This is a genomic window from Flavobacterium sp. UBA7680 (assembly GCF_002482975.1).
GTDB lineage: Bacteria > Bacteroidota > Bacteroidia > Flavobacteriales > Flavobacteriaceae > Flavobacterium.
Map to the genome: position 1 here is coordinate 121079 of NZ_DLHA01000029.1, position 20739 is coordinate 141817.

The window sequence follows — 20739 nt, forward strand, 5'->3', positions numbered from 1 at the left end:
TTTACTAATTAAATAAATCTGCGTCAATCTGCGTCTTTACGAAGTAAATCCGCTTCATCTGCGTTCTATTTTTACAAATATTTTAGAGTTTTAACTGAATACTGAACATTTAAAAATTAAGCCACATCGTCACCCATACTTTCTGTCCAGATGGCAAACCAATCTTCTTTGTCCATTTCTAATTCAGCCGCTTTTACTAAAGATTGAATTCTGGCAACGTTAACTGTTCCCGCAATTGGAATAACTGCTGCTGGATGTTTTAAAATCCACGCTAGTAAAAGTGTATCTGCACCAAGATGATATTTTTCAAGCAGTGTAGAAAATAACTTTTTCAAACGACGTGTTTTCTTAGTATCTTCTCTAAAAACAGTTCCAAGCGGATTCCATGATAATGGACGAATTCCGTGTGTCTGCATGTAATCTAAACTTCCATCAACCATTGGTTCAAAATGAGTTGCAGAAAATTGTACCTGATTATAGCTTACTTCTGTTTTCTGACGAATTAACTCGGTTTGAGAACTTGTAAAATTCGAAAGTCCGAAATCTAAAATTTTTCCTTCTCCTTTTAATTTTTCAACTGCTTCTGCAATTTCATCTGCCTGCATTAACGGACTTGGTCTGTGCAGTAAAAAAACATCAACATAATCTGTTTTCAGTTTCTTTAAAGATTCTTCAACAGACCAAATGATATAATCTTTAGAATAATCGTAATGTTTGATTTTGTTATTACGGCTTTCTGTTACAAGCTGAATTCCGCACTTTGTAATTAATTGTAATTTTTCACGCGAAATTTTACTAGCTTTGAATGCTTTACCAAAATCGGCTTCGGTGGTATAATCTCCGTAAATATCGGCGTGATCAAAAGTTGTGATTTTGTTTTCGATACAAATTTGTATCATGTTTTCCATTTCTTTTGGCGAAAGGTTTTTATCCCAAACACCCCAATTCATAGTGCCCGAAATTATAGGCGATAATGCTGTTTTGCTCATGGTTATATTGAGTTATTTTTGCTAATAAATATGCTTTTGTAAAACATAATCACCAAAGTTCTTAAAAATATAAAAATAGATTCACAATTCGTCCTTAAAATTAGGTGATTGGTCGAAGTTTTAACCATTCTTTAACATCTTACTTCTTAAAAAATATTCAATTTGCACTCTCAAAAATTAGGCGTAAAAATCAAGGTTTTAAAAATATTTATATGGAAGAAAATACAACGACTTTAGACATTAGAGCGATAAATGAAAAAATTGAGAGAGAAAGTGCTTTTATAGACCTTCTTACAATGGAAATGAACAAAGTTATTGTGGGCCAGAAACATATGGTCGAGCGTCTGTTAATTGGTCTTTTAGGTCAGGGACATATTTTACTTGAAGGAGTTCCTGGTTTAGCAAAAACTTTGGCCATTAATACATTGTCACAAGCGGTTCAGGGTTCTTTCAGCCGTATCCAGTTTACGCCGGATTTACTTCCTGCCGATGTTATCGGGACCATGATTTACAACATTAAAGCAAACGAATTCTCTATTAAAAAAGGGCCAATTTTTGCCAACTTCGTACTTGCCGATGAGATTAACCGTGCTCCGGCAAAGGTTCAGTCTGCGCTTTTAGAGGCGATGCAGGAAAAACAAGTTACAATTGGTGATACCACTTTCAAATTAGATCGTCCGTTTTTAGTTTTAGCAACTCAAAACCCGGTTGAACAAGAAGGAACATACCAACTTCCTGAAGCACAGGTTGACCGTTTTATGTTGAAAACCGTAATTGATTATCCAAAAATTGATGAAGAACGTTTTGTAATACGTCAAAACTTAAAAGGAAGCTACGAAAAAGTAAATGCTGTAGTTTCTGTAGAACAAATTTTACGAGCGCAAGAAGCGGTTCGTGAAGTTTATATGGATGAAAAAATCGAAAAATATATTCTGGATATCATTTTTGCTACTCGTTATCCTGAAAAATATAAATTAGCCGACTTAAAACCACTTATCAGTTTTGGAGCATCTCCACGTGGAAGTATCAACTTAGCAAACGCTGCTAAATGCTATGCTTTCATCAAGCGTCGTGGTTATGTTATTCCAGAAGATGTTCGTGCAGTTGTGCATGATGTATTACGTCACAGAGTTGGAATCACATATGAGGCTGAAGCTGAAAATATTACTTCTGTAGACATTATCAACAAAATCGTAAACGAGATTGAAGTACCTTAAAAAAATTTTAGATTTTAGATTGCAGAATTTAGATTTAAATCTGCAATCTAAAAATAATCTAAAATCTAATATCTAAAATCTACAATCCGAAAATGGATACAAAAGAGCTTTTAAAAAAAGTACGGAAAATAGAAATCAAAACCAAAAGACTGAGCAATCATATCTTTTCGGGAGAATACCATTCTTCATTTAAAGGGCGCGGGATGACTTTCAGCGAGGTGCGCCAATACCAATATGGCGATGATATTCGTAATATCGATTGGAATGTAACCGCACGCTACAACGAAGCCCACGTAAAAGTTTTTGAAGAAGAAAGAGAATTAACCATGGTTTTAATGGTTGATATTTCGGGTTCTGAAGGTTTTGGTTCAAAAAGTCAGTTTAAAAAAGACATCGTAACAGAAATTGCTGCAACGATGGCTTTTTCGGCTACACAAAATAATGATAAGATTGGATTAATCTTATTTTCTGATAATGTCGAATTATACATTCCGCCAAAAAAAGGCCGTTCACACGTTTTGAGAATTATTCGTGAATTAATCGAATTTGAACCAAAAAGCCACAAAACAGATATCTCACAAGCCTTGAAGTTTTTATCAGGAACGCAGAAAAAGAAAGCGATCGTGTTTGTGATTTCTGATTTCATGTCTCAGGATTACGAACAGACTTTAAAAATTGCTTCTAAAAAACACGACATTACAGGTGTTCGCGTGTACGATATCCGTGAAGAAAAAATCCCAAATTTAGGAATGGTAACCATGCTTGACGCCGAAACGGGAAAAATTCAATTGGTAAATACAGGCTCAAAAACCGTGAGAATGAATTACGAAAAACATTATCAGGAACGCGTAAATTATTTCAAAGATATTTTTAGTAAATCTGGTGCCGGTGTTGTAAATACAAGAGTCGATGAAAATTATGTTACTAAATTGCTTGGATATTTCAAATCACGATAAATATAATTTTAGATTGCAGATTTTAGATTTTAGAATTTTTATCTGCTCTAATTATTCAAATAAAAAATCCGCTTAAATCTGTGTCATTCGTGTTCCAATTTTAAGCATTCATTTTAGACTAAAATCTGAAATCACAAATCAAATGAAATTAAAGTTTTACATATTTTTATTTTTGCTTTCTACGGCTGTTTTTGCTCAAAAACAAGTCGAAACCAGCATTGATACCACCAAAAATAAAATTGGCGCTGAGTTTAAACTGACGCTGAAAACAGTTGTAAATGCTAATTCGAAAGTCGTTTTCCCTAAACTAAAAAGATTTGGTCCTTTAGAAGTTATTCAATCGTATCCGGTTGATACGGTAAAGAAAAACGACACTTACGAATTAATCAAAAAATATGGATTAACTCAATTTGATTCAGGAAGATATGTAATTCCGAGTGTTCAAATTTTAATTGACAAAAAACCTTATTTCTCAGACTCAATTCGTGTAGAAGTTGCTAATGTAAAAGTAGATACTTTACAGCAAAAAATGTACGACATTAAAGATGTTACCGCTGCTGATGGCGGAATTGGCGATTGGTGGAAATACGTTTTGGCGTTGGTTATTATTTTAGCCATTGGCGCAGGAATTTATTGGTATGTTAAAAAACACCAGAAAAAGAAAATTGAAGAAGAAGTTTATAAAACTCCAATAGAAAAAGCGACAAGCTTATTAAACAATTTAGAGTCAAAAGAATTGGTTCAAAAAGGAGAAATTAAAGAATACTATAGTGAACTAACGGATATTGCCCGTAATTATATTGAAGAAGCGATTCATATTCCTGCAATGGAAAGCACAACTTCTGAATTAATTGAGGCGATTAGAACAGCTTCGACTAAAAAGAAAATGACTTTAACGCCAGAAACGGTTGAAAATCTGGAACGCGTTTTACGTCAGGCCGATTTAGTAAAATTTGCAAAATCTAAACCGCTTGAATTTGAAATTACAGATGACAGAAATAAAATTCAGAAAGTAATTTTAACGCTTGACAATGCAATCCCAACTGAAGTTCCGGCTGAAGAAGAAGATCAATTGCTAAACGAAGCGCAAAGACAAAAACAAATTCAGCTACAGTTAAAAAAGCAAAGAAACAAACGAATTGCCATTACAGTAGGTTCTGTTTTGTTTTTATTATTAGCAACTACAACTTTCTTTATTGCAACAAAAGGCTTTACTTATGTAAAAGACAATCTTATCGGGCATCCTACTAAAGAATTATTAGAAGGAGAATGGGTAAAAAGTGAATACGGAAATCCGGGCGTTATCATTGAAACTCCAAAAGTTTTAAAAAGAATGGATGCGTTAAAAATCCTTCCAAAAGAAACGATGGCGTTGATTAAGGAAATGCAGATTTTTACATACGGTAGTATGATTGGTGATTTTTACGTAGCAGTTTCAACCACTAAATTTAAAACTCCAACCGATATTGATTTACCTAAAGCTTTAGAAGGCGCTTTAAAAGTAATCGAGCTTCAGGGCGGACAAAACATCATCGTTAAGCAAGAAGATTTCCAAACCAATCAAGGTATTCAGGGTATAAAAGGTTACGGAACAATGACGGTTTTAAATCCGGCAAATAAAACAAGTGTAAAAGGTTATTATGAAATCCTTCTTTTTAAACAAGATCAGGGATTACAGCAAATCATCATTTTCCATGAAGAAGGTGATACCTATGCAAACGACATCACAACCCGAATTTTAAATTCTGTTGAACTTAAAAAAGCAAGTAACTAATGAACAATCAGATCACTTTTTTAAATCCGGAATTCTTTTGGTTGTTTCTATTAATTCCAATCGCTATTGGCTGGTTTTTTTGGAAAAGAAATCAGCAGTCGGCTACATTAAAAATGAGTTCGACCGCGGGTTTTAAAAACAGCGAATCGTTATTGACCAAATTAAAGCCTTGTTTGTATGTTTTCAGGATTATCGCTTTAAGTTCACTGATTATTGCTTTAGCAAGACCAAGAACAGTCGACATTAGCAATCAGACTAAAACGACAAAAGGAATTGATATTGTAATCGCAATTGACGTTTCTGGAAGTATGCTCGCAAAAGATTTAAAGCCAAACCGTATGGAAGCTTTAAAAAGAGTTGCTGCCGATTTCGTTGAAGAAAGACCAAATGACAGAGTTGGTTTAGTTTTATACGCTTCTGAAGCTTATACAAAAACACCTGTTACAAGCGATAAACCAATTATTCTGGAAGCTATAAAAGGAATTAAATACGATACCGTTTTACAAGATGGTACGGGAATTGGAATGGGTTTAGCAACAGCAGTAAATCGTTTGAAAGACAGTAAAGCAAAAAGCAGGGTTGTTATTTTAATGACAGACGGTGTTAATAATGCCGGATTTATTGAGCCTGAAACTGCTGCTGACATTGCAAAACAATACGGAATAAAAGTATATACAATTGGTCTTGGTACAAACGGAATGGCAGAATCTCCATACGCTTATGCACCAAACGGCGGTTTTTTATTCAAAATGCAGAAAGTTGAAATTGATGAGCAGTTAATGAAAAATATTGCCCGTAAAACAGACGGAACGTACTTTAGAGCAACAAGCAACGATAAATTAGCCGAAATATACAATTCGATTAACAAATTAGAAACAACTGAAATCCAGGAATTAAAATTCTACGATTACGACGAAAAATACAGAGTTTTTGTTTTGGTCGCAGCGTTTTTATTACTACTTGAAGTTGGTTTAAGAAATACAGTTTACAGAAGCTTCATTTAATTTTGGATTTAAAAAAATCTAAAATCTAAATTCAGAAATCTAAAATTTAAAATGGAATTAGACGAAAAAAAATATTTATATCTCTTACTATTACTGCCAATTGTGGTGTGTATTTTCCTTTTCAATATGTATTGGAAAAGAAAAAAACAACGTGAATTTGGAGATTTAGACATGGTAAAAAAACTGAGTCCAGACAGATCTGTTTTTAAACCTGTATTAAAATTATCGATTTTGCTTTTGGCATTGGCCTGTTTAATTATCGGTTTAGTAAATCCGAAGATTGGAACAAAAATGGAAACTGTAAAACGTGAAGGAATTGATATCGTTTTTGCTGTCGACGTTTCTAAAAGTATGCTTGCCGAAGATGTGGCGCCAAGTCGTTTAGAGAAAAGTAAACAATTGGTTTCGCAGATTATAAATTCATTAGGAAGCGACCGAATTGGTATTGTGGCTTATGCAGGAAGTGCATTTCCGGTATTGCCAATTACATCTGATTACAGTGTTGCAAAAATGTTCCTTCAAAGCATGAATCCAGATATGGTATCATCTCAAGGAACTTCTCTTTATGAAGCTATTAGATTATCAGCTAAATATTTTGATGAAAAAAGCAAAACAAGCAAACTTATAATCTTAATTTCTGATGGTGAAGATCATTCTGAAGGAGCTTCTGTCGCAGCGGAAGAAGCCAATAAATTGGGAATGAGAATTATTACAATTGGTGTTGGAACAGAAAGAGGGGGAACAATTCCGTTAAGAGAAAATGGTATCGTTAAAAATTATCAGAAAGATCAAAACGGACAAACTGTTATCACAAAACTGAATCAGGAAGGATTAAAAACGATTGCAAAAGCGACCAAAGGAAATTATGTTTACGGCGGAAATACGAAAGAAGTTTTGGAATTCATTAAAAACGAATTAAACAAGATTCAGAAAACGGAATTTGAATCGACACAAATGGCCGATTTTCAATCGCAGTTTCAATGGTTTATTGGTTTTGGACTCTTGCTGTTATTTGTAGATATTTTCCTTTTAGAAAGAAAAACAAACTGGATTAAAGAGTTGAATTTATTCAACGAAAAGAAATAAAGATTCCGCTCAAAATTCGGAACAAAAAATAAAAAAATTAGAATGAAAAATTTACTTCTTTATATTTTACTAACGCTTCCTTTTGCAGTTTCTGCTCAGGAAAAAGACAAGACATTGCCTGATGCCAATGAAGAATATAAGCAGAATAAATTTACTGACGCTGAAGCTAATTACAGAATTTCGGCTTCAAAATTTTCAAAGCGCGCTGCCGGTTCTTACAATTTAGGAAACTCGATTTACAGACAAAATCAGGCTTCTGAAGCAAAATACGCTTACGCGAATGCTATAAAGATTGCCAAAACAAGACCTGAAAAACACAAAGCTTTTCATAATCTTGGTAACGTTTTTATGAAAGAGAAAGATTATACGCAGGCCGTTGAAGCGTACAAAGAAGCTTTACGAAACGATCCTACCGACGAAGAAACACGTTACAACTATGCTTACGCTAAACAAAAGCTAAAAGAAAATCCTCCTAAAAACAACGATAAGAACAAAGACAAAAATAAGGATAAGGACAAAGACAAGGATAAAAATAAAGATAAAGACAAGAACAAGGATAAAAACCAAGATAAGGACAAGGATAAAAAAGACGACAAAGGCGATAAGGACAAAGATAAAAATGACGGTAAAAATGATCCTAAGAAAGACGACAAGTCTGACAACAAAGGAGAACCGAAACCGCAGCCTGGAGGAATTTCAAAAGAACGTGTTCAGAATTTATTAGATGCTGTAAACAACGAAGAAAAGAAAATCCAAGATAAAGTAAACGCACAAAAAATAAAAGGAAATCCTAAAAAACCAGAAAAAGACTGGTAGGATTTTAGGTTAATCGTTTATTTGTTAATCTGTTATTCGGCAAAACTGTAACAATAAAACAGTAAAAAAAACGATTAAACAAATTAACAATTAAACAGTTAAACAAAACTGACTAACAATTAATGAAAAGATATTTAATTCTATTACTGCTCACTTTTCAAGGGCTGATGGCTCAAGTTCAATTTGAAGCCAGAGTAAGCAAAAACACGCTTGGACTTAACGAAAGACTCCGCATTGACTTCATCATGAATGTCGATGGCGATAATTTTGACCAGCCTGCATTTGAAGGATTTAAAGTTGTAGCCGGACCAAGCCAGCAAATAAGCCAGTCTTGGGTAAACGGCCGAAGCTCTTTTCAAAAAATATACTCTTATATTTTACAGCCTGAGAAAAAGGGAACTGTTATTATCAAACAGGCTGCAATAGAATATAACGGGCAGGTTTATAAAACAGCCCCTATAAAAGTTACGGTTACTAATGCTGTTGCACAGGAAAGAGATCCAAATGACCCTAGACAACAAGGCGGAGGTTCCGGAAACGAATTACTACAATTAGTTGCAGAGGTTTCTAAAACAACTCCTTATGTAAATGAGCCTATAACGGTTGTTTACAAACTGTATTTTAATGAAATTGGTGTTACTGGATTTAGAGAAATTGCTAAACCAAAATACAATGATTTCTGGAATCAAAACATTGATGTCAAACAATTGGTGATGGAAGAAGGAAGTTACCAAGGGCAAAGATGTCATTATGTTGTATTGAAAAAAGCCATTTTATATCCACAAAAATCAGGTAGATTAACAATTGAACCTTTTTCTTTAGATATTGGCGTGCAATTGCCAACAAATCGCCGCGATATGTTTGGCCAGATGATTATTGCTGAAGATAACAAAGTGGTAACGACTGGAGCCAGAACTATAAGCGTAAGACCACTTCCTGAATCAGGAAAACCAGAAGGATTTACTGGAGCAGTTGGTAACTTTAGTTTTAAAGTTGTACCATCAAGAACAACGCTAAAAAGTGGTGAAGGTTTAGATTTACTTGTGAGTGCTTCCGGAACAGGAAACATGAAATTGTTTACGCTGCCAAAACCTGTTGTACCAAATGCATTAGAAATGTATGATCCGGTTCACGATGAAAAAGTAACCACTTCATTGTCTGGAATGTCTGGAAAAATTTCAGACAAATACACTATTATTCCGCAGTACAAAGGAAAATATGCGATCAAACCAATGACGTTCTCTTATTTTGATTTGAGTACAGGCTCTTATAAAACGATAACTTCTCCAGAAATTATGGTGGATGTTTTAGATGGTCCAACTTTAGCAGAAGCGAATCCTTCGACAGCAGCTAAAAACGTAATTACTAAAACAGAACAATTCAAATATATTAAGTCAAAAACGACTTTAGCTGCGATTGCTAAAGATGATTTTTACGGTTCTGATTTGTATTATGCTTTATTGTTTTTCCCTTTTGCCATTATTCCAATTATAATTTTGGTTAAGAAGAAAAAAGAAGCAATTGACAGCGACGTAACCGGAAACAGAATTAGAATGAACAATAAACTTGCGAAGAAATATTTATCGCAGGCTAAAAAACAGCTTAATAATAAAGAGGCGTTTTATATTGCTCTGGAAAAAGCAATGCACAATTTCTTAAAAGCAAAACTGCATATTGAAACATCAGAAATGAGTAAAGACAATATTCAGGAACTGCTTTTATCAAGAAATTCAAATCCTGAAACGGTTCAGAATTTTATTAATTTGACCGAAAACTGCGAATTTGCTCGTTATGCTCCGGCATCAAGTGCTTCGATTCAGCAGGATTATGATAAAGCTGTTTTGATTATTTCAGAATTAGAAAAACAAATCGTTTAGTTTTTAACTTAAATCAAACCCGACAGGTTTTAAAAACCTGTCGGGTTTAACAAGATACTAATGAAAAATATATTATATCTCTTTTTACTAATCTCACAGGTTTTCTTTGCTCAAAGCAGCTTCGAAAAAGGAAATGCTTTGTACCAAAAGGGAGAATATCAGGAAGCTGTTCAGGTTTATGAAGATATTATTAAAGAAAACAAACAACAGTCGGCAGAGTTGTATTTTAATTTGGCAAACAGTTATTATAAACTGAATAAAGTTGCGCCTTCTATTTACAATTATGAAAAAGCTTTGGTATTAAAACCAAATGATCCTGAGACTTTAAACAACTTAAAATTTGCCAAAAAACTAACAATCGATGAAATCAAAGAAGTTCCAAAAGTGGGTTTTGCAAAGCTGATTCAGAATTTTACGGGTATTTTTGATTATAATCAATGGGCAAAAATTTCAGTTGCGATTGGTTTTGTGTTTTTACTGAGTTTTATTGGTTACTATTTTTCACAGCTTACCATTACAAAAAGAATTTATTTCATCGGAATGTTTATTCTTTTGGTTGCTTTAATTTTAAGTGTTTTTGCTGGAATGTCTGAAAAAGATCATTTTGACAACGATCGTCCGGCAATTGTTTTTGCTGAATTAAGCGAAGTTCGAAGCGAACCTCAAAAAGCAGGTTCAGCTATTATCCTGCTTCATGAAGGTGCAAAAGTTTATGTTATGGAAACGGTTGGAAAATGGAAAAAAATCGAATTAACAGACGGAACTGAAGGCTGGATTGATGCTACAACAATTAAAGAAGTAAAATAAGGTTTTAAAAATCTCAAATAAAAAATCCCAAATTCCAATGTTATCTTGGAATTTGGGATTTTCTTTTGTTGGAATTTGACTTATCTATATCGATCAACTTTGCGTAGACGCACTGCTGTGCGTCTCTACGATTTTGATTGTCGAAATATTCTTGTGCAAAATTTATTTAGAAACCTTTCTGTAATCTATATCCACCCCAGCACATTGTAGAGACGCACAGCAGTGCGTCTACGTCCAGCATATCGACAACAGTTGTATAAACACATTGTTTATTTTTCTTAAATCAATTAATATAAAAAATCTTTGTAGACAAACTTTGCGTAGACGCACTGCTGTGCGTCTCTACAGAATAAATTGTGCAAAAAATTCAAATAAAAAAATCCCAAATTCCAAGATAACAACATTGGAATTTGGGATTTTTTATTTTGGAATTTAAAATTAATTTATCGCATCAACTAATCGTACAAATTCTGCTCTGTAGCCTTCGTCATCATTTGCTAAACCAGATTTTGCTAATTTTCTAATGTCTGAAGTTGAAGAATTACTAATAAATTTAGAATCTCTCAATTTTAAACCAAACCAGGCAACAGCCGTTGTAAATTTAAAATCAGAAGAACTATTGTCTAAAGAAACTTTCCTGTTTGGAATTGTATTTACGATTTCGATACTTTTATCGCCGTCTGGCTTTTTGTAACGGAATTTTATTGTAGCCAATTCATCGCTGTAATTAGATTCATCCGTTTTTACTTTTGTGTATTTTAAATCAGATGGAACATAATCGCTTTCAACTCCCGTTGGAATAATTTCATAAAGTGCCGTTACTGTGTGTCCGCTTCCTAGTTCTCCTGCATCAACAGCATCATTTTTAAAATCTTCATCTTTTAATCTTCGGTTTTCGTAGCCAATTAATCGGTACGCCTGAACATGTTTTGGATTAAATTCAATCTGGATTTTCACATCTTTTGCAATCGCAAACATTGAACCTTTAAATTCTTTTCCTAAAAAACGATTCGCTTCCTGAATATTATCGATATAAGCATAATTTCCGTTTCCTTTATCGGCAAGAATTTCCATTTTACTGTCTTTATAATTCCCCATTCCGAAACCTAAAACGGTTAGGAACACACCAGATTTTCTTTTTTCTTCAATTAGTTTTTCCATATCATCATCTGTCGATGCGCCAACATTAAAATCACCGTCGGTTGCAATTACAACTCTGTTGTTTCCTTCTTTGATAAAATTTTCTTGAGCTAATTTGTATGCTAATTCAATTCCTTCACCGCCTGCTGTACTTCCACCCGCGCTTAGTTCATCAAAAGCATCCATAATTTCATCTTTATTATCACCAGAAGTCGGCGATAAAACAACTCCGGCAGAACCTGCATAAACCACAATCGAAACTTTATCCTGCGGACGCAGTTCTTTTACCAAAATTTTCATTGATTCTTTTAAAAGAGGAAGTTTATTGGCTTCATCCATAGAACCTGAAACATCAATTAAAAAAACAAGATTGGAGGCTGGAAGATTTGTCATTGGAACATTTTTTCCCTGCAAACCTATTTTCAATAACAGTGAATTTTTATTCCACGGACTTTCGCTTACTTCGGTATTGATAGAAAACGGATTTTGTCCTTCTGGCTGCGGATATTTATATTTAAAGAAGTTCATCATTTCTTCGATGCGAACGGCATCTTTAGGAACTGGCTGACCTTCATTTATAAAACGGCGAATATTGGTGTAAGATGCATTATCAACATCTATAGAAAAAGTAGAAAGAGGAGATTTTTGTGGAGACTCAAAAGGATTTTCTTCAAGTCCGGCGTAACTTTCAGTATTAAGTTCTGAAATATTTTCTTCAGGAATTTCATCAGAAGCAACAGCAGTTGAATCTACTGTTTCATAAGCTGCAGCATCGTATTTTTTACAACTTGTCAAAACAAGGAATAGGAATGCTAACAAATAAAATGGTTTATTTTTCATTTAAAATAAATTTTAGGAATTAATAATTTGATTTTTTCTTTCAAATAATAACTAGCATTCCGGATGTACTAAGAAAATTATCTGCAATTTCCGGCAATCCAAATTTGATGCCAAGATTCCTGACAATTAAACATGAAGATATTTCACCACATAAGTGATATAAGAGAATTTAAGTTTGTTTGTTATCGATTGGTGTTTTTATTTATAGCATAGATTCTCCATCCCAGTATATCGAAAAACGTTGCGCAAACTTATAAAATTCTGTGGCGACAAACTTTGCGTAGACGCACTGCTGTGCGTCTCTACAATTTGCATGACGAGAATAATATGTGTGAAAAATCAAAAAGTATAAACCTTCTCAGGCGTAACGCAATAATTTAATTTTACATCAGATTCAAAAACGTCATCGATTTGATTTACGGGTTCGAAGAATGAAAGACCAATTTTTAAGGTTTCCGGTTTACAACCAGCAAGAAATTTATCATAAAAACCTTTTCCGTAACCAATACGATTTCCAAAAACATCAAAAGCTAAAAGCGGTACAAAAACAACCTCAATATTTTGAGTTGGAACCGGAAGTCCGTTTACGGGTTCGGGAATATTATATTCGTTTTTTTTGATTTTGGTATTATCCGTCAATAAAAAATGAGACATTTCTCTGGTTTCAAAATCGCTTTTTGAGATCACGATTTCTTTATCTTTTCCGGAAAGTAAATGCAGAATAAATTCCGTATCAACTTCCTTTTGCTCTGTAATGGGCAAAAAAACATGATAATAAGTTTTATCCCAAATTGGCATCTGAATTAAATTATTGGCTATAGCCAGACTTTTCTCTTCAATATCACTTTCAGAAAGTGCTTTTCGAAGATTTTTATATTCCAGTCTTAATTCTTTTTTACTCGTCGGCATTTACAGGAGAATTTTTAGATATATGATAAATCGCATCGCCTTCGTAAACAATTGGCGAATGATTGGCATTAATAACATATCCGTCGTGCGGCGCTTTTACTTTTTGCTCAAACTTTCCAAACGGATCGGTAATAATCGCTAAGATAGTTCCTTTGGTTACATATTTACCCACCATATTATAATCATGAAGCAAACCGGAACATTTTGCACGCAGCCAAACGGAATATTTTATATAAATAGAAGATTCTAAAGCAGGTTCTACAATGTGCTTTGGATCAAGCATATTTAGATAATTCAATAATCGCATCACTCCTTTTATTCCTTCATTTGCAACAGCATCATTTATATCAAGCGATTTTCCTCCTTCAAAAAGCAGCATTTTTATATTGGCTTTTTCGCACGTATTTCTAAAAGAACCACCAATATTTTTTGAATACAAAGTAAACGGCGCACTAAAAATATCAGCCAGTAATTTCAATTCCATATTATTTTCGGTAATTCGAATTTGCGGAGCGTTGAATCGGCTGGCTCCTCCGGCATGAAAATCGACAGCATAATCAATAATTGGTAAAATCTGCTCAACGATATGATAGGCAAATCGGCTGGCTAGAGAACCTTTTTTACTTCCCGGAAAAACTCTATTTAAATCTCTACCGTCAGGAAACTCACGTGATTTATTCACAAAACCGTACATATTGATAATGGGAATGCAAATGATCGTTCCTCTTTGTGGACGATTTATTTTTTTGCTGATGATTTGTCGAACCACTTCAACTCCATTAATTTCGTCGCCGTGAATTCCTGCCGAAAATAAAACAACCGGGCCTTCAAGCTTGGAACGACGGACGATTACAGGAATATTAAGTTTTGTTGTAGTATGTAATCGCGCTATTTCGACGTTTATGGTTTTATGTTCTCCCGGCAAAATCGATTCACCAAAAATAACAAGGGGCTTACTATTTTTCATGTAGAATTATAAAATCTAAATATAGAAATTATTCTTTTGATTTCGTAAATTTGAAACTAAATCACTGTTAAGCTTTTTTCAGGAACTAGAATGGTTTTTGAAATCGCTTTTCAACTATCTTCAGAAATAAAACAGAATGTCAAAACCGTCCTTAGATCTACAAATTCTCACCTTGCCGGACAATCCCGGTGTGTATCAATATTACGATAAAGACGGGAAAATTTTATATGTAGGCAAAGCCAAAAATTTAAAGAAAAGGGTTTCCTCCTATTTCAATAAAATTCACGATACGGCTAAAACAAATGTTTTAGTTCGAAAAATCGTGACTATAAAACACATTGTAGTTCCCACAGAAACCGATGCGCTTTTATTAGAAAACAATTTAATCAAAACATTACAGCCAAGATATAATGTTTTGCTGCGCGATGATAAAAGTTATCCTTGGATCTGTATTAAAAAAGAACCTTTTTCGAGAATATTTTTAACTAGAAGAATGGTCAAAGACGGATCTGAATATTTTGGTCCGTATACAAATTTCAAAATGGTTCATACCATTCTCGATTTAATTAAAGAATTGTATCCGTTAAGAACCTGCAATTACGATTTAAGCAAATCAAATATCGATTCGGGGAAATTTAAAGTTTGTCTGGAATATCACATTGGCAATTGCAAAGGTCCGTGCGAAGGCTTAGAATCTCTGGAAGATTATCAAAGACAAGTCGATGCAATTCGCGAAATCTTAAAAGGAAACTTTAAAGAAAGTTTGAAAGATTTTAAGCGTTTAATGAATCAATATGCGCAGAATTTACAGTTTGAAGAAGCACAAAAAATCAAAGAAAAAATAGACGTTCTGGAGAATTATCAATCAAGATCAACGATTGTAAATCCTAAGATTACGAATGTTGATGTTTTTTCGATTGTTTCAGATGAAAGTGCTGCTTATGTCAACTTTTTACAAATTTCTCACGGTTCAATTATTCGTTCGCATACTTTAGAAATCAAGAAAAAACTGGACGAAAGCGACGAAGAATTATTAGAATTGGCGATTATCGAACTTAGAGAACGTTTTCAATTATTATCAAAAGAAATCATTGTTCCGTTTGAAATTGATTTGGGCGAAAAAATAAAAGTAACTGTTCCGCAGCTTGGAGATAAAAAACAGATTCTGGATTTATCGATTCGAAATGCCAAATTCTACCGAATCGAACAGTTGAAACAATTGCAAATTGTAGATCCTGATCGTCACGTTAATAGAATTATGGCGCAGATGCAGAAAGATTTACGTCTTCCGGTTGAGCCTCGACATATAGAATGTTTTGATAACTCGAATATTCAGGGAACAAATCCTGTTGCGGCCTGTGTCGTTTTTAAAGATGGAAAAGCCAGCAAGAAAGATTACCGACATTTTAATGTAAAAACGGTTGAAGGTCCTGACGATTTTGCTTCGATGACCGAAATTGTATATCGTCGTTACAAAAGATTATTAGATGAAAATGAACCTTTACCACAATTAATAATTATTGACGGTGGAAAAGGACAATTGTCAGCCGCTTTAAAAAGTATTGATGAATTAGGTTTGCGAGGAAAAATTGCGATTATAGGAATTGCGAAACGTCTCGAAGAACTTTTTTATCCTGGCGATTCGATTCCGTTATATCTCGATAAAAAATCAGAAACATTAAAAGTAATTCAGCAGTTACGAAATGAAGCGCATCGATTTGGAATCACTTTCCATAGAGACAAACGAAGCAAAGCAGCACTTAATTCTTCGGTAGAAAGTATTCCGGGAATTGGCGAAAAAACAATGCTCACGTTAATACAACATTTCAAGAGTGTTAAGAGATTGAAATTAGCTTCTGAAAAAGATATATCTGATGTTGTTGGTGCATCAAAAGCAAAAAAAATTGTCGAATTTTATCATCCAAAAGAAAATTAATTCATTTTGAAAAAGCTCTTTTTACCTATTTGTTTCTTCTTCGTTTTTTCTATTTCGTATAGTCAAAATGAAGTTTCGATTGTACAAAAAGACAAAAATGAATTTAAAGTAAGTTTTGAAGATGATTTTGAAACATTGAAAATAAAGAATACTAAAACGGGGCAAATTCAAGTCATAAAAAATGTTGAAGCTTCGATAACAGGAAAGCAATCCAACTTAGAAGTTAATGATTTTAATTTTGACGGTTTTACAGATTTTGCTTCTTTTCATACAGATGATGGCATGGGGGTTTATATCATTTATGAGATTTTTATTTTTAATCCGAAAACAAAACAATTTGATCGTTTAAATTTTCCGCCAAACTTTAGCCCTAAATGCGATATGTTTTGTGATGTGAAAATTGATAAAATTAAAAAGACACTTACATCAAGCTGCAGAGGCGGTGCAAGAAATCATTCGGATGTTTGGAAATACGATAAAAACAAAAAATTAATACTTTCAAAAACACAATCATATTAAGATAAATCTAGTATAAAGCCGAAAAAATTGCCGACTTTTACAAAACCAATTACTTATTTTTTATGCGCCTAAGCAAGCTGTTAATTTTAAAAACTCAGTCAACAGGATTTTCTCCCGTTCCGAAAAGTATCGGAGCCATTTGGGGTGCGGCATTGTTGTTTTTTGCATTTTTATTGCTGCCCGAAAATTCATTTTCGCAGGAAATAAAACAAGACAGTGTAAAGAAAAGACCTAAAATTGGTTTGGTTTTAAGCGGCGGCGGCGCCAAAGGTTTTGCGCATATTGGTGTTTTAAAAGTTTTAGAAGAAGCCGGAATCAAAATCGATTATATTGGAGGAACCAGTATGGGTTCTGTAATTGGCGGATTGTATGCTTCTGGCTACAATGCTTCGCAAATTGATTCTATCTTCAAAAGAACCAATTTTGACGAATTAATAAACGATTATATTCCGCGTTCCTCAAAAAACTTTTACGGTAAAAAAAATGACGAATTATATGCGATCGTTTTACCGTTTAGTAATTTCAGAGTCGGCATTCCCGAAGCACTTTCAAAAGGAATGTACAATTATAATTTGTTGAGCAGTTTAACGAGAAACGTTCGCCATGTTCGTGACTTCAATAAATTGCCAACTCCGTTTTTATGTATCGGAACCAATATTGAAACTGGTGAAGAAGTACTTTTAAATAAAGGAAATCTGGTTCAGGCCATGATGGCGAGTGCTGCTTTTCCTTCCCTGTTTACTCCGGTTGAAATCGACGGAAATTTATTGGTTGATGGTGGTGTTGTAAACAATTACCCAATTAAAGAAGTTCGTAATCTTGGTGCCGATATTATTATTGGTGTTGATGTTCAGGACGATTTAATGAAACGTAAAAACCTAAAAAATGCTACCCGAATCTTGGTTCAGATTACCAATTTGCAATCAATCGATAAAATGAAAAGCAAAATAAAGGATACCGATGTTTACATAAAACCGGACATTCGTGATTTTGGTGTAATTTCATTTGACAGAGGCGAGGAAATAATTCGAAAAGGTGAAGAAGCTGCTTTTGCCGTTTATGAAAAAATTAAATCACTCGTAAACGAAGACAATTTTTATAAAAAACCGAAATTAAAAATCGCTTCAGATACTCTTGAAATCAAGAAAATAAATAGTGATCAATTAGATAATTATACCAAAGAATACATTCGTGGTAAACTTCGATTTAAACCGGGAAGCACAATTACGTATGATGATTTGAAAACCGGAATAAACAATTTGAATGCGACTCAAAACTTTAGTACAATTTCATATTGTTTACAGCCAGACGGCAATCAGGATGATTTAGATTTGGTATTAAAAGAAAACCCAACGCAGACTTTTTTAAAACTCGGACTTCATTATGACGGACTTTACAAAAGTGCTGTTTTATTGAATCTTACTCATAAAAAAACATTTCTAAAAAATGATGTTACTTCACTGGACATTATTTTGGGAGATAATTTTAGATATGATTTGAACTATTATGTCGAAAATGGTTTTAATATCAGCTTTGGTTTCCGTTCAAGATTGAATCAGTTTAACCGAAATGTAACCACAAGTTTGAGCGGACTGGTTTCAGAAAATCCAAATTTAAAACTGATTAATGTTGACTTTTTAGATTTGACTAATCAGGCTTATTTTCAAACCATTTTTGTACAAAAGTTTTTAATGGGCGGCGGTTTAGAATATAAATACCTAAAAATAAACTCGCCTACACTTAGTAATGAAGAAAACATAATAGACAAAAGCAGTTATATCAGTGCGTTTGCTTATTTAAAATACGATTCGTTTGACGATAAACATTTTCCAAATTCGGGATTGTATTTTTCTACAGATTTGCAGACTTATTTAGCTTCATCTGATTATACCAATAAATTTAAACCTTTCTCGATTGCAAAAGCAGAAGTTTCTTTTGTTAAAACTGTATTTAGAAAAGCGACCATTAAAATTGGAGCCGATGCCGGATTTAACATTGGCAGCGACAGCGTTCCTTTTTTCGATTTTATTCTTGGAGGTTTTGGATACAACAAAATCAACAACTTCAATTATTTCTACGGATATGATTTTCTAAGTATTGCCGGAAATAGTTTTATAAAATCAGATATTACTTTAGATTATGAGATCCTAAAAAAGAATCACATCAATATTACGGCAAATTTCGCCAACATTGGAGATGATATTTTTACGACAGTCGATTGGATTTCAATGCCTAAATATTCTGGTTATTCTTTAGGTTACGGATTAGAAACTATTATTGGTCCAATCGAAGTTAAACAATCCTGGTCGCCTGAAACTTCAAAAAGCTTTACATGGTTTAGTATCGGATTTGCCTTTTAAGCTGATTTTTTAGAAATATTTTATGTTATAAATAATATAATATGTAATTTTGATCAATAAAAATTACGACATTTGTCATAATGAAAACAAATTGGACAGGTTTATTAGAGTATCTTCAATTTCTTATCAAGAGAAATCCAGAGTAATGCCTCTATCGAATTGAGATAATTAGTCAATTGAAAAAATTGAACTGATTATTCACTCTGCAATTCAAATTTTCGAATTATCTAATTTACAAATTATCTAATTGAAAAAGCCATGCCTCTATACCATAAACTTGGGGATTTCCCTCAAAAAAGACACACCCAATTCGAAAAACCAAACGGCGGATTTTATTACGAACAGTTATTTGGAACAGAAGGTTTTCACGGACATTCTTCCCTTTCTTATCATGTTCACAGACCAACGCAGGTTAAAGAAATTTTAAACTCTTATTCGGTTGAACCAAAAATTGCAATCGGAAAAAATATAAAATCCCTTCTTTTTAAAGGTTTTGAATTAAAACCGGAAAATGATTTTCTTGACAGCCGCAAAGCCATGTTAGTCAACAAAGACTGTATTATTGGTTTGGCTGCTCCAAAAGAATCGCTTCGAAATTATTTCTACAAAAATGCCGATGCCGATGAAATGCTTTTCATCCATAAAGGAAAAGGAAAATTAAGAACCATGTTAGGAAATATTCCGTTTGAATATGGTGATTATTTGATTATTCCACGCGGCATTATTTACCAAATCGAATTCGAAACAGAAGAAAACCGACTATTTTATGTAGAATCGTATTCTCCGTTTTATACTCCAAAACGATATAAAAACCAATCTGGCCAGCATCTAGAACATTCTCCATTTTGTGAGCGTGATTTTATTTTACCAAGCGAATTGGAAACACATGACGAAAAAGGTGATTTTTTAATTAAAATTAAAAAAGAAGGCATGATTCACGAAGTGGTTTATGCAACGCATCCTTTTGATGTTGTGGGCTGGGACGGATATAATTTCCCATACGGATTCTCGATTCACAATTTTGAACCTATAACGGGACGTGTTCACCAACCGCCTCCGGTACACCAAACTTTTGAAACGGCAACTTTTGTCGTTTGTTCATTCTGCCCAAGACTTTACGATTATCATCCGAAAGCAATTCCGGCGCCATACAATCACAGCAATATAGATTCTGATGAAGTGCTGTATTATGTTGATGGCGATTTTATGAGTCGTAACAATATTGAGCAAGGTCATATCACTTTACATCCAAAAGGAATTCCGCATGGTCCAGCGCCTGGCGCAATGGAACGCAGTATTGGTCATAAAGAAACTCAGGAATTAGCCGTTATGGTTGATACTTTCAGACCACTTATGGTTACGGAAGAAGCTATGGGTCTTGATGATGGACAGTATTATAAATCTTGGACGGAGTAATTTTTTAATGTGCCAATTTGATAATTAGAAAATACATTAATGCGTCAATTAGATAATTAAATATTGTAATTTTAAACCTACAAATAAATTATCTAATTAATACATACTCTAATTATCAAATTAAAC

At 33.6% G+C, this 20739-nt stretch carries 16 protein-coding genes; 12 read left to right on the forward strand and 4 right to left on the reverse strand.

Going from position 1 to position 20739, the window contains the following annotated elements; genetic code table 11:
• Positions 1-116: 116 nt before the first annotated feature.
• Positions 117-989, reverse strand: a complete 873-nt coding sequence (locus B3C18_RS12715) for an aldo/keto reductase (protein ID WP_291147290.1) — start codon at positions 987-989, stop codon at positions 117-119.
• 212 nt (positions 990-1201) lie between these two features.
• Between B3C18_RS12715 and B3C18_RS12720 the strand changes: the two genes are divergently transcribed.
• From B3C18_RS12720 to B3C18_RS12755, 8 genes are all read left to right on the forward strand, one after another.
• Positions 1202-2206 carry an AAA family ATPase gene (locus B3C18_RS12720; protein ID WP_053473368.1) on the forward strand — a complete coding sequence of 335 codons (1005 nt, stop codon included), beginning with the start codon at positions 1202-1204 and terminating at the stop codon, positions 2204-2206.
• 92 nt (positions 2207-2298) lie between these two features.
• Positions 2299-3162, forward strand: coding sequence for a DUF58 domain-containing protein (locus B3C18_RS12725; RefSeq protein WP_073485623.1), 864 nt, complete (start codon positions 2299-2301; stop codon positions 3160-3162).
• Positions 3163-3304: 142 nt separating this feature from the next.
• On the forward strand, positions 3305-4936 hold the full coding sequence (locus B3C18_RS12730) for a hypothetical protein (RefSeq protein WP_291147295.1): 1632 nt from the start codon (positions 3305-3307) through the stop codon (positions 4934-4936).
• A complete protein-coding gene (locus B3C18_RS12735; RefSeq protein WP_291147298.1) occupies positions 4936-5940 on the forward strand; it encodes a vWA domain-containing protein in 1005 nt (334 codons plus the stop codon). Before B3C18_RS12730 ends, B3C18_RS12735 begins: the two co-directional genes overlap by 1 nt.
• A gap of 51 nt (positions 5941-5991) precedes the next feature.
• Positions 5992-7026: a VWA domain-containing protein gene (locus tag B3C18_RS12740; protein ID WP_291147301.1), complete on the forward strand. Its 1035-nt coding sequence runs from the start codon at positions 5992-5994 to the stop codon at positions 7024-7026.
• 42 nt (positions 7027-7068) lie between these two features.
• The gene (locus B3C18_RS12745; protein ID WP_291147304.1) at positions 7069-7842 is read left to right on the forward strand and encodes a tetratricopeptide repeat protein; all 774 of its coding nucleotides are present in this window, start codon (positions 7069-7071) and stop codon (positions 7840-7842) included.
• A gap of 122 nt (positions 7843-7964) precedes the next feature.
• Positions 7965-9719, forward strand: a complete 1755-nt coding sequence (locus B3C18_RS12750; protein WP_291147306.1) for a BatD family protein — start codon at positions 7965-7967, stop codon at positions 9717-9719.
• A 60-nt stretch (positions 9720-9779) separates the two neighbouring features.
• On the forward strand, positions 9780-10526 hold the full coding sequence (locus B3C18_RS12755; protein WP_291147309.1) for a tetratricopeptide repeat protein: 747 nt from the start codon (positions 9780-9782) through the stop codon (positions 10524-10526).
• A gap of 438 nt (positions 10527-10964) precedes the next feature.
• On the opposite strand, the gene B3C18_RS12760 is transcribed toward B3C18_RS12755, so the two are convergent.
• The 3 genes from B3C18_RS12760 to B3C18_RS12770 form a co-directional block, all read right to left on the reverse strand.
• Entirely contained in the window at positions 10965-12506 is a 1542-nt protein-coding gene (locus B3C18_RS12760) for a VWA domain-containing protein (protein WP_349680580.1), read from the reverse strand.
• A gap of 339 nt (positions 12507-12845) precedes the next feature.
• Positions 12846-13415, reverse strand: coding sequence for a 5-formyltetrahydrofolate cyclo-ligase (locus B3C18_RS12765; protein ID WP_291147312.1), 570 nt, complete (start codon positions 13413-13415; stop codon positions 12846-12848).
• Entirely contained in the window at positions 13402-14382 is a 981-nt protein-coding gene (locus B3C18_RS12770; RefSeq protein ID WP_291147315.1) for a succinylglutamate desuccinylase/aspartoacylase family protein, read from the reverse strand. The genes B3C18_RS12765 and B3C18_RS12770 overlap by 14 nt, the downstream gene beginning before the upstream one ends.
• 136 nt (positions 14383-14518) lie before the next feature.
• Here B3C18_RS12770 and uvrC point away from each other — a divergent pair, with 136 nt between their 5' ends.
• The 4 genes from uvrC (at position 14519) to B3C18_RS12790 (ending at position 20613) form a co-directional block, all read left to right on the forward strand.
• Positions 14519-16318 (forward strand): excinuclease ABC subunit UvrC, encoded by a 1800-nt coding sequence (gene uvrC / locus B3C18_RS12775; protein ID WP_291147318.1) that lies wholly within the window; start codon positions 14519-14521, stop codon positions 16316-16318.
• A 6-nt stretch (positions 16319-16324) separates the two neighbouring features.
• A complete protein-coding gene (locus tag B3C18_RS12780) occupies positions 16325-16837 on the forward strand; it encodes an XAC2610-related protein (protein ID WP_291147321.1) in 513 nt (170 codons plus the stop codon).
• A 62-nt stretch (positions 16838-16899) separates the two neighbouring features.
• Positions 16900-19197, forward strand: coding sequence for a patatin-like phospholipase family protein (locus tag B3C18_RS12785; RefSeq protein ID WP_291147324.1), 2298 nt, complete (start codon positions 16900-16902; stop codon positions 19195-19197).
• Between the two features lie 258 nt (positions 19198-19455).
• Positions 19456-20613, forward strand: a complete 1158-nt coding sequence (locus tag B3C18_RS12790) for a homogentisate 1,2-dioxygenase (protein WP_029270889.1) — start codon at positions 19456-19458, stop codon at positions 20611-20613.
• The last annotated feature ends 126 nt before the right edge of the window (positions 20614-20739 follow it).